General features: G+C 68.0%; 9 protein-coding genes and 1 pseudogene. 4 read left to right on the top strand and 6 right to left on the bottom strand.

The genetic code is table 11. The features are described 5' to 3' along the window. Positions 1 to 87 precede the first annotated feature (87 nt). From tilS to cysS, 4 genes are all read right to left on the bottom strand, one after another. The gene (gene tilS / locus G3N92_RS09620) at positions 88 to 1524 is read right to left on the bottom strand and encodes a tRNA lysidine(34) synthetase TilS (RefSeq protein ID WP_206127227.1); all 1437 of its coding nucleotides are present in this window, start codon (positions 1522 to 1524) and stop codon (positions 88 to 90) included. Between the two features lie 46 nt (positions 1525 to 1570). Next, a complete protein-coding gene (locus G3N92_RS09625; RefSeq protein WP_206127228.1) occupies positions 1571 to 2542 on the bottom strand; it encodes an acetyl-CoA carboxylase carboxyltransferase subunit alpha in 972 nt (323 codons plus the stop codon). A 105-nt stretch (positions 2543 to 2647) separates the two neighbouring features. After that, positions 2648 to 3508: a DNA-3-methyladenine glycosylase gene (locus G3N92_RS09630; RefSeq protein ID WP_206127229.1), complete on the bottom strand. Its 861-nt coding sequence runs from the start codon at positions 3506 to 3508 to the stop codon at positions 2648 to 2650. A 43-nt stretch (positions 3509 to 3551) separates the two neighbouring features. After that, the gene (cysS, locus tag G3N92_RS09635; protein WP_206127230.1) at positions 3552 to 4946 is read right to left on the bottom strand and encodes a cysteine--tRNA ligase; all 1395 of its coding nucleotides are present in this window, start codon (positions 4944 to 4946) and stop codon (positions 3552 to 3554) included. 229 nt (positions 4947 to 5175) lie between these two features. Between cysS and G3N92_RS09640 the strand changes: the two genes are divergently transcribed. From G3N92_RS09640 to G3N92_RS09655, 4 genes are all read left to right on the top strand, one after another. Further along, complete coding sequence (locus G3N92_RS09640; protein WP_206127231.1) at positions 5176 to 5889, top strand: tetratricopeptide repeat protein; 714 nt, start codon at positions 5176 to 5178, stop codon at positions 5887 to 5889. A 45-nt stretch (positions 5890 to 5934) separates the two neighbouring features. Continuing rightward, positions 5935 to 6510, top strand: a complete 576-nt coding sequence (locus tag G3N92_RS09645) for a peptidylprolyl isomerase (protein WP_206127232.1) — start codon at positions 5935 to 5937, stop codon at positions 6508 to 6510. Between the two features lie 96 nt (positions 6511 to 6606). After that, positions 6607 to 7098: a peptidylprolyl isomerase gene (locus tag G3N92_RS09650; RefSeq protein ID WP_206127233.1), complete on the top strand. Its 492-nt coding sequence runs from the start codon at positions 6607 to 6609 to the stop codon at positions 7096 to 7098. Between the two features lie 22 nt (positions 7099 to 7120). Beyond that, a complete protein-coding gene (locus tag G3N92_RS09655) occupies positions 7121 to 7924 on the top strand; it encodes a UDP-2,3-diacylglucosamine diphosphatase (protein WP_206127234.1) in 804 nt (267 codons plus the stop codon). 69 nt (positions 7925 to 7993) lie between these two features. Here G3N92_RS09655 and cysE read toward each other — a convergent pair whose 3' ends face one another. Both cysE and G3N92_RS09665 read right to left on the bottom strand, forming a co-directional pair. Beyond that, the gene (gene cysE, locus G3N92_RS09660; protein ID WP_206127235.1) at positions 7994 to 8782 is read right to left on the bottom strand and encodes a serine O-acetyltransferase; all 789 of its coding nucleotides are present in this window, start codon (positions 8780 to 8782) and stop codon (positions 7994 to 7996) included. Between the two features lie 158 nt (positions 8783 to 8940). Beyond that, positions 8941 to 9469 (bottom strand): annotated as a pseudogene (locus G3N92_RS09665) (TrmH family RNA methyltransferase); the annotation flags it as partial.

Raw genomic sequence — 9469 nt, forward strand, 5'->3', positions numbered from 1 at the left:
TATCGAGGTTCGCTTGACAAGTTTGCCGATTTGATCGGGCACCATATAAGAAAATGCCCCAATTTGGCGCGATATTTCGGGGCCTGATCAGCCGATCAACAGATCCGGCCGCCATTCGATGCGGCGATGCGTACTGCCCTGGTCGCCCGCCTCGCCGGCTTCCGGCGCACGATTCGCGCCGATGCACGGCACGAACAACAACACCTCGCCCACATGCAGCAGCGGCACGTCGCGCTGCCAGGCCGGCACGCCGCGCTCCTGGAACAGATTCTTCAAGGTTCGCGACGGGCCGGCCGCCGACGTGCGCAACCGCTCGCCGCCGCTGCGCGCCAGCGCGACGAGCGGCGCGGCGGAAAGTTGCGCCTCGGTCACGGTGTACGCGTCGATCGCCTCGCCTGACTCGACCGGCCGGAACACGAAGCTGCCGCGCCAGGCCGGCAGGTGCCAGACCTCCTGCCCGCGCCATTCGAGGCGGGCGACCGGCCGCGCTTGGGCGGTGCCGTCGTCGGGCGGATCGGCGCTGTCGCCGGCCTCCCAATACACGTCGCCGCGATACAGGCGCAGGCACTGCCCCGCATGATCGATGCGCAGCGCGTGCGACACCTGCGTGGCGCGCAGTTGCTTGATCATCTCGGCCAGCCGCGCGGCAGAGGCGCCGGGCAAGCCCAGCGTGCGCATCCAGTGGCGCAGCAGGTTCGCGCCGCGTTCGTCGTCGAGCGCCAGCAGGCGTTCGCGCGACAGCACGCGGCGGCCATCGTCGTCTTCGTGGCCCACCTGCTCGAGATCGCCGGCCGCGAGCACGTCGAGCAGACGCTGCGCGGCGGCGGCATGCTGCGCCGTGCGCGACAACGCATCGCGGAACCCGGGGAAGTGCACCGACAGCGCCGGCAGCACCTCCAGACGCAGCGCATTGCGTGCATAACGCGTGTCGGCGTTCGATTCGTCGTCGATCCAGCGCAGCGCACGCGATTCGGCATAGCGTTCGAGTTGCGCGCGCAACAGATGCAGCAGCGGCCGCATGCGCACGATATGCGCGTCGGCCGGCAGATAGCTCGGCGCCATCGCGGCCATGCCGGCCAGCCCGGCGCCGCGCATCAGTTGCAGCAGCACCGTTTCGGCCTGATCGTCGGCATGCTGGGCGAGCCACAGCGCCTGCACGTCGTGCAGTTCGCCGAGCGCATCGAGCGCACGGTAGCGTACCTCGCGCGCACTGGCCTCGACGCCCAGCCCCGTCTCGCGCGGCACCTCGACGCGCTGCGCGGCAAAGCGCACGCCGAGCGCCGCGGCCGTGGCCTCGGCATGCGCCAGCCACGCATCGGCGTTGCCGCTGAGGCCGTGATGCACATGGAACGCGAAGCAGCGCGCGGCGCCGGCCACGCGCACCGCGGCGTCGAGCAACACGGTGGAATCGAGCCCGCCGCTGTAGGCGATGGCGATCGTCGCGTCGTCGGGCAGGCGGCCCAAAGCAACGCGGACCGCGTCGAGCACGACGCGATCCGCGGAGAGATCTTTCGGTGGAATCATCGGCAACACGCGCGCATCTCGAACAGGCCGGCGTGGCGCGCCAGGCTCACAGGCCCGGCGTGGTTTCCTTGAACTTGCCGTAGCTGAGCAGGCGCTCCATGCGGCGCTCGCGCAGCGCATCGATGCCCATGCCCTGGAACTGGCGCAGCGTGTCGGCGAGCGCACGGCGCAGCAGCGCGGCCATGCCCTTCGGATCGCGATGCGCGCCGCCGAGCGGCTCGTTGACGATCTTGTCGATCAGGCCGAGCGCCTTCAGACGATGCGCGGTCAGGCCCAGCGCTTCCGCCGCTTCGGGCGCCTTCGCCGCGCTCTTCCAGAGAATCGACGCGCAGCCTTCCGGCGAAATCACCGAATAGGTGGAGAACTGCAGCATCAGCACGGTGTCGGCCACGGCGATCGCGAGCGCGCCGCCCGAACCGCCTTCGCCGATCACGGTGGTGATGATCGGCGTCTTCAGTTCGGCCATCACGTAGAGATTGCGGCCGATCGCTTCCGACTGGCTGCGCTCTTCCGCGCCGATGCCGGGATACGCGCCCGGCGTGTCGACGAACGTGAACAGCGGCAGGCCGAACTTCTCGGCCAGGCGCATCAGGCGCTCGGCCTTGCGATAGCCTTCCGGACGCGGCATGCCGAAGTTGCGCGCCGCACGTTCCTTCGTGTCGCGCCCTTTCTGATGGCCGATCACCATGCACGGGGTGCCGCTGAAGCGCGCCAGACCGCCGATGATCGACTGGTCGTCGGCAAACGCGCGGTCGCCGTGCAGTTCATGGAAATCGGTGAACAGCTCGTTCACGTAATCGAGCGTGTACGGGCGCTGCGGATGACGCGCGATCTGCGAAACCTGCCAGGGCGACAGGTTCGCGTAGAGATCCTTGGTCAACTGCTGGCTCTTCTTCGACAGACGCTCGATCTCTTCCGAAATATCGACGGCCGAATCGTCCTGCACAAAACGCAGTTCCTCGATCTTGCCTTCAAGTTCGGCGATCGGCTGTTCGAAATCCAGAAACGTGGTCTTCATGTATGAGAATCCTTGGTCGTGCGGCAGCGCGTATTCTAACCGCGCTCGCCCACATCAAAATCGGGCCGAAACTATCGTCCCGATCTTGGCAATAGTCAATTCGGGTTAAACGTCGCCGGTTTCCGTGTCCAGGCTGCGCCACATGTACCAGGTTGCGACAGTACGCCACGGCTCCCAGTTGGCCGCCACCTCGCGGGCCTCGCTGCGCGTGACCGGCTCGCCGCTGAAGTAGTTGACGCTGATCGCGCGGATCAGGCCGGGATCGTCGAGCGGCAGCACGTCGGGCCGCGACAGGTTGAAGATCAGGAACATCTCGGCCGTCCAGCGGCCGATGCCGCGGATCTGCGTGAGCTCGGCGATCACGGCCTCGTCTTCCATCGAGGTCCAGGTGTCGACGTGCAGCGCGCCGGACACGAAGTGCTGGGCCAGATCGATGATGTATTCGGACTTGCGCTTGGAGAGGCCGCACGCCCCGAGCTTGTCGAGGCCGAGCCGGATCACCTGCTGCGGCGAGAGCTTCGGGCAGGCTGCCTGGATCGCGGCCCACACGGCCTGCGCCGACGCCACCGAGATCTGCTGGCCCACCACCGAGCGCGCGAGCGTGACGAACGGATCGCCGCGCTTGACCAGATGGGCCGGGCCGAATTTCGGAATCAGCTTCTTGAGGATGCGGTCGCGCTTGACGAGATCGGCGCAGGCCTTGTCCCAATAGGGCGGCCGCACCACCACCTCGACGTCGGCGTGCGCCGGCACGTCGGCCTCGGCCGGCGGTTCGCGGCGCTCGGCGGGCGCGGCTTTCGCCGCGGCCCGCGCGAGCGGCGCATGCGCGGCGCCGTTGACGGCGTCCGCGCGCGGGCCGGCCGCGCGCTTGGCGGCGACCTTCCCCGCCGGAGCACGCTTGGCCGCCGGCGACGCGTTCGCCGTGCGTGCCGCACCCTTCGCCGGCACTTTCCTGCCCGTTGCCATCTTGCCTCCTGCCTGGCGGGTCAGCGGAACGGACGACGCGCGATCAAACGCGACGCCATTCGGTCAACCCGCCCGGTTTGTCTTCAAGCGCGACGCCGGCTTCGAGCAATTGCGCCCGGATCCGGTCCGCTTCGGCATAGTTCTTCGCCTGCTTCGCCGCGACGCGCGCGGCGATCTGCGCCTCGATCGCCTCGGCGTCGAGCGCATCGTCGGCTGCACCCGCAGCCTGCTGCAAATAGGCCCGCGGCTCGCGGCCGAGCAGGCCCAGCCGCGCACCGAGCTGCTTGAGCTGACGCGCCAGCGACGGCGAACCCGTGCGATTCACCTCGCCGGCCAGTTCGAACAGCACCGACACGGCCAGCGCCGTGTTGAAGTCGTCGTTCATCGCGGCCGCGAAACGCTGCGCGTACGGCTCGTCGCGATCGAGCGGCTCGGCATCGGCCGCGACGTCCTTCAACGCGGTATACAGACGCGTCAGTGCGGCGCGCGCATCGTCGAGCGACGCATCGCTGTAATTGAGCGGCGAGCGGTAATGGGTGCGCACGATGAAGAAGCGCATCACCTCGGCGTCGTACTTCGCGAGCACTTCGCGGATCGTGAAGAAATTGCCGAGCGATTTCGACATCTTCTCGCTGTCGACCTGCACGAAGCCGTTGTGCATCCAGTAGTTGACGAAGGTCGTGCCGGTGGCGCCTTCGCTCTGGGCGATCTCGTTCTCGTGGTGCGGGAACTGCAGATCCTGGCCGCCGCCGTGGATGTCGAAGTGATCGCCGAGCAGCGTGCAGCCCATCGCCGAACATTCGATATGCCAGCCCGGCCGGCCGCGCCCGTACTTCGAATCCCAGCTCGTATCGGCCGGCTCCTCGGGCTTGGCACGCTTCCACAGCACGAAATCGAGCGGATCCTGCTTGGCGTCGTTCGCGGCGACGCGCTCGCCGGCGCGCAGATCGTCGAGCGACTTGCCCGACAGGCGGCCGTAGTTCGCGAACTTGCGCACCGCGTAATTGACGTCGCCGTCCTTCGCCTGATAGGCGTAGCCGTTCGCTTCGAGCGTCTCGATCATGCCGAGCATCTGCGGCACGAACTGCGTCGCGCGCGGCTCGTGCTCGGGCCGCTCGACGCCGAGCGCATCGAGATCCTCGTGCATCGCGGCGATGAAGCGCGACGTGAGCGAGGCGATCGTCTCGCGGTTCTCGACTGCGCGGCGGATGATCTTGTCGTCGATGTCGGTAATATTGCGCACGTACGTCACGCGATAGCCGATGTCGCGCAGCCAGCGCTGCACGACATCGAACACGACCATCATGCGCGCGTGCCCGACGTGACAATAGTCGTATACGGTGATGCCGCAAACGTACATCCGGACTTCGCCAGCATGCCTTGGCGCGAAGACTTGCTTGTCACGCGCGAGCGTGTTGTAAATGCGCAGAGATTCCATAGAGATGAAACGAGAGCCGATGGGTGCCGCCCTGGCGACGGGCGCTTGCAAGAGATTCCGCTCGGAGCGCCTGCCGCGGGCCGACTCGACTCGCCGCGCAACGGCGGCGCCGATCGGACGGCGGGCGAAGCGGTAACGGCCGCGAGAGGCAAAAGACAGTCCGCGGCTCGCCGGAACGCGCGGACGATTTGCTAGAATGGCTCGGAGTATAACATTGCGATTTAAGCCTATGAAATCTTCCCGCGGCCGCGCGCCGAGCGCTGCGACCCTCGTTGCGACCGCCGTACTCGGTGCGGCGCTGGCATTCCCGGCCTTTGCCCAGAAGGCTTCCGCCACCGCCGACGGCACGCCGGAAATCGACGCGTCGATCACCGGCCGCAACTGGTCGGCGGCGCTGTCGCAGCTCGACGCGCGCATCGCGTCGAACCCGCGCGACGTGCAGGCGCAGTTCAAGCGTGGCACCGTGCTCGCGCGGCTGAACCGGGACAACGAGGCGATCCAGCAGTTCACCGCGATCACCCAGGCCTACCCCGAACTCCCCGAGCCGTACAACAATCTCGCCGCGCTGTACGCCAAGCATGGCCGCTACGACGAGGCGCGCGCCGCGCTCGTCACCGCGACCCAGGCGAACCCCGATTACGGCGTCGCCTACGAGAATCTCGGCGATCTGTACCTGCGGCTCGCGGCCGAATCGTACAAGCGCGCGCAGAAGCTCGGCCACACGAGCGGCCCGACCGCGCAGCGCCTGGCCGACATCGACCGGATCGTCTCGCCCTCGCCGGCCTCCGCCGCCGCGCCGGCCGCCGCAAGCCGCACGCGCGCGCTGTCGAACGCGGCCGCCGCGAACGTCTCCACCACCACGCTGCCGCTGTCGCCGAGCTTCCAGTTCGGCGTGAACGGCGCGACGGTGGCGACCCCGCCCTATCTCGCGCCGTCGAACTGACGCCGCATCGTCAGGCGCCTTTTACCCATCATCCAGAGGATCGTCATGAAACGTCTGTTGTTGGCGCTCGGCAGCGCCGCCCTCGTTGCGACCGCACCGGCGTACGCGCAAACGGCCGCCGCGCATCCCGTCGTGCAACTGAAGACCTCGCAGGGCGAGATCCGCGTCGAGCTGTATCCGGAGAAGGCGCCCAAGACCGTGGCCAACTTCCTCGACTACGTGAAATCCGGCCAATACAACGGCACGATCTTCCACCGCGTGATCCCCGGCTTCATGATCCAGGGCGGCGGCTACAAGGCCAACTTCGACGAAAAGCCGACGCGCGCGGCGATCCCGCTCGAAAGCCGCAACGGCCTGAAGAACGTCGCCGGCACGATCGCGATGGCCCGCACCAGCGATCCGAATTCGGCCACGGCCCAGTTCTTCATCAATACCGTCGACAATGCGAACCTCGACTACCCGAACCCGGACGGCAACGGCTACGCCGTGTTCGGCAAGGTCGTGTCGGGCATGGATGTCGTCAAGAAGATCGAGGCGACGCCCACCACCTCGCGCGGCGGCATGCGCGACGTGCCGGAAAAGCCGATCACGATCGATTCGGCGAGCGTCGTCGGCAAGTAACCGATAAACCGGCGCGCAGGTACGCGCCCCGTCACGCGGCCGCGTCGTCACGACCGGCCGCGTGCCATTTTCACCACCCTCAACGAAGGAACCATCATGGTTGAACTGCATACGAACCACGGCGTGATCAAGCTCGAACTCGACGCCGCCAAGGCACCGAAGACGGTGGAAAACTTCCTCAGCTACGTGAAGGCCGGCCACTACGACAACACGGTGTTCCACCGCGTCATCAACAACTTCATGATCCAGGGCGGCGGTTTCGAGCCGGGCATGAAGCAGAAGCCGACCGAAGCGCCGATCGACAACGAAGCGAACAACGGCCTGAAGAACGCGAACTACACGGTCGCGATGGCCCGCACCAACGATCCGCACTCGGCCACGGCCCAGTTCTTCATCAACGTCAACGACAACGACTTCCTGAACCACTCGTCGCCGACGCCGCAAGGCTGGGGCTACGCCGTGTTCGGCAAGGTCGTCGAAGGCCAGGACGTGGTCGACAAGATCAAGGCCGTCAAGACGGGCAGCAAGGGCTTCCATCAGGACGTGCCGGCCGACGACGTCGTGATCGAGAAGGCCGTCGCGGTCTGACGCAGTAACGGGAGGCACTTCGATGCTGCAGGAAACGCCGCCGCGAAGCGTCTCCGGGGGCGTGCCGGGCGAGCAGAGTCTCGCTCACGCGGCACGCCCGTTTTTGTTCGTCTCCGATCTGCACCTGAGCGACGCGATCCCGCGTACCGTCGCCGCGTTCGAGCACTTCGTGCGCGTCACGGCCGCGAGCGCCGATTCGGTGTTCATCCTCGGCGATCTGTTCGAATACTGGGTCGGCGACGACATCCTCGACGACGACCCGTTCGCCCAGCGCATGGTCGCGCTGCTGCACACGTTCTCGGAGCGCGGCATCGCGCTCTACGTGATGCACGGCAACCGCGATTTCCTGCTGGGCAAACGCTTCATGAAGGAAGCCGGCGCGATGCTGGTGCCCGACCCGTCGGTAGTGCTCGCGTTCGGCAAGCGCATCGTGCTCGCGCACGGCGACGCGCAATGCACGGCCGATCGCGGCTATCAGTGGTTCCGGGGCTTCGCGCGCAACCGGCTCGCGCAGTGGCTGTTTCTCGCGCGTTCGCTGGTGTGGCGGCGCGGGCTCGCGCAGCGCATGCGCGCCAAGAGCGAATCGGGCCGCGAGCGGCCGGTGTCGCCGCGCTACGACGTCACGCGCCAGGGCATCGCGCAACTGTTCCAGCGCAGCGGCGCCGACCTGATGATCCACGGCCACACGCACCGCCCGGCCCGGCATGCGGAGCCGGAAGGCACGCGCTGGGTGCTGCCCGATTGGGATCTGGACCACGGCGCGGCGCGCGGCGGCTACCTGCGGCTCGACGCCGAAGGCGTGCGGGCGCTGCCGCTCGAATCCTGAACGGCGGGCGGCACGCGCCGCCCTGCCCGTCCACGTCATTCCCTACTTGGCGGCATCGCGCGCCGGCGTTCAGCCGGTGTGTTCGATCGCGTGGCCGTCGAGCGCGGCCGACAGGCGGCGCAGATCGAGCCGCCCGTCGGCCTGCAGCGCTTCGAAGCGCTCGCCGAGCCGCTCGAGCGCGGCCACCACCTCGTCGACACGCTGCGCTTCCTTGGCCGCGTGATCGATCAGGCCATGCATCGCGAGCGACATCGGATCGTCGGCGTTCGGCGTGATGCCGTAGGCGCTGAACGCGACACGCTCGGGCGTGCCGCCGGGCTGGCTGCGTTTCGCTTCGGCCTGCGCCGGCATGACCACGCGCGCCGGGTTGCCGACCGCGGTGCCGCCCGCCGGCACCGGCTTGACGACCACCGCGTTCGAGCCGATCTTCGCGCCCTCGCCGATCGTGAACCCGCCCAGCACCTTCGCGCCCGCGCCGACGATCACGCCGCGCTCCAGCGTGGGGTGCCGCTTCGCGCCGCGCGCGAGCGACGTGCCGCCGAGCGTCACGCCCTGATAGATGGTGCAGTCGTCGCCGACGATCGCCGTCTCGCCGATCACCACGCCCATGCCGTGATCGATGAACACGCGCCGCCCGAGCGTGGCGCCCGGGTGGATCTCGATGCCGGTCATGAAACGGCCCAGCTGCGAGACGAAGCGGCCGAGCCAGCGCTGGTTGCGCCGCCAGCAGGCGTGCGCGATGCGATGGAAGATCAGCGCGTGGATGCCGGGGTAACAGGTCAGCACCTCCCAGGCGCTGCGAGCGGCGGGATCGCGCTCGCGGATCGTCGCGATGTCTTCTCGGAGTCTCGTGAACATGGTGTGGGCTGATGTCGACCGGGATGAGCACGCCGCGCGCTCTGCGTCGCGCGGCCCTTATGCGCCAGCAGCATGTGCTTATGACGCGCCGACCGATTGTAGGGCGACTCGCGCGCGGCCGCTGAGGGCGCGCGCTTGCCCCCATCGGCGCCGGGGGTATTGGCGGCACCGGCCGCCGATGCGCCATGCCCGCCCGATGCGTCAGCGCGGCTCGCGGCCCGACTTGATCAGGATGTGCTTGGCGATGCCGCGCAGGATGTTGACCTCCTCGCGCTCCAGCCCGGCGCGCGAGAACAGCCGCCGCAGCCGCGGCATCAGCTTCTTCGGGTTGTGCGGATCGAGAAAGCCGAGCGAGACCAGCGCCGTTTCCAGATGCGAGAACATCTTCTCGATCTCCTCGGCCTGCGCGAGCGTGCCGGCCCCGCCCTCGTGCACCGGCGGTTGTTCGGCCTCGGCGTCGAGCAACGCGACACGCAGCTCGTAGGCCAGCACCTGGATCGCCTGCGACAGGTTCAGCGAGCTGTAATCGGGATTGGCCGGGATGTGCGCGATGGCGCTGCAGCGCTCGACATGCTCGTTCGACAGCCCGACGCGCTCGTTGCCGAACACGAACGCGATCTCGCCGCTGGCGAGCTGGCGCCGGGCCTCGCCGGCGGCCGCGCGCGGCGCGAGACGCGGCGGGCCGTA

It is taken from the genome of Burkholderia sp. Ac-20379 (assembly GCF_017104645.1).
Classification (GTDB): domain Bacteria; phylum Pseudomonadota; class Gammaproteobacteria; order Burkholderiales; family Burkholderiaceae; genus Burkholderia.

What these genes read in the sequence shown, in the direction of transcription:
- tilS (WP_206127227.1), bottom strand. Translation starts at nt 1,524, where the DNA reads ATGATTCCACCGAAAGATCTCTCCGCGGATCGCGTCGTGCTCGACGCG.
- G3N92_RS09625 (WP_206127228.1), bottom strand. Translation starts at nt 2,542, where the DNA reads ATGAAGACCACGTTTCTGGATTTCGAACAGCCGATCGCCGAACTTGAA.
- G3N92_RS09630 (WP_206127229.1), bottom strand. Translation starts at nt 3,508, where the DNA reads ATGGCAACGGGCAGGAAAGTGCCGGCGAAGGGTGCGGCACGCACGGCG.
- cysS (WP_206127230.1), bottom strand. Translation starts at nt 4,946, where the DNA reads ATGGAATCTCTGCGCATTTACAACACGCTCGCGCGTGACAAGCAAGTC.
- G3N92_RS09640 (WP_206127231.1), top strand. Translation starts at nt 5,176, where the DNA reads ATGAAATCTTCCCGCGGCCGCGCGCCGAGCGCTGCGACCCTCGTTGCG.
- G3N92_RS09645 (WP_206127232.1), top strand. Translation starts at nt 5,935, where the DNA reads ATGAAACGTCTGTTGTTGGCGCTCGGCAGCGCCGCCCTCGTTGCGACC.
- G3N92_RS09650 (WP_206127233.1), top strand. Translation starts at nt 6,607, where the DNA reads ATGGTTGAACTGCATACGAACCACGGCGTGATCAAGCTCGAACTCGAC.
- G3N92_RS09655 (WP_206127234.1), top strand. Translation starts at nt 7,121, where the DNA reads ATGCTGCAGGAAACGCCGCCGCGAAGCGTCTCCGGGGGCGTGCCGGGC.
- cysE (WP_206127235.1), bottom strand. Translation starts at nt 8,782, where the DNA reads ATGTTCACGAGACTCCGAGAAGACATCGCGACGATCCGCGAGCGCGAT.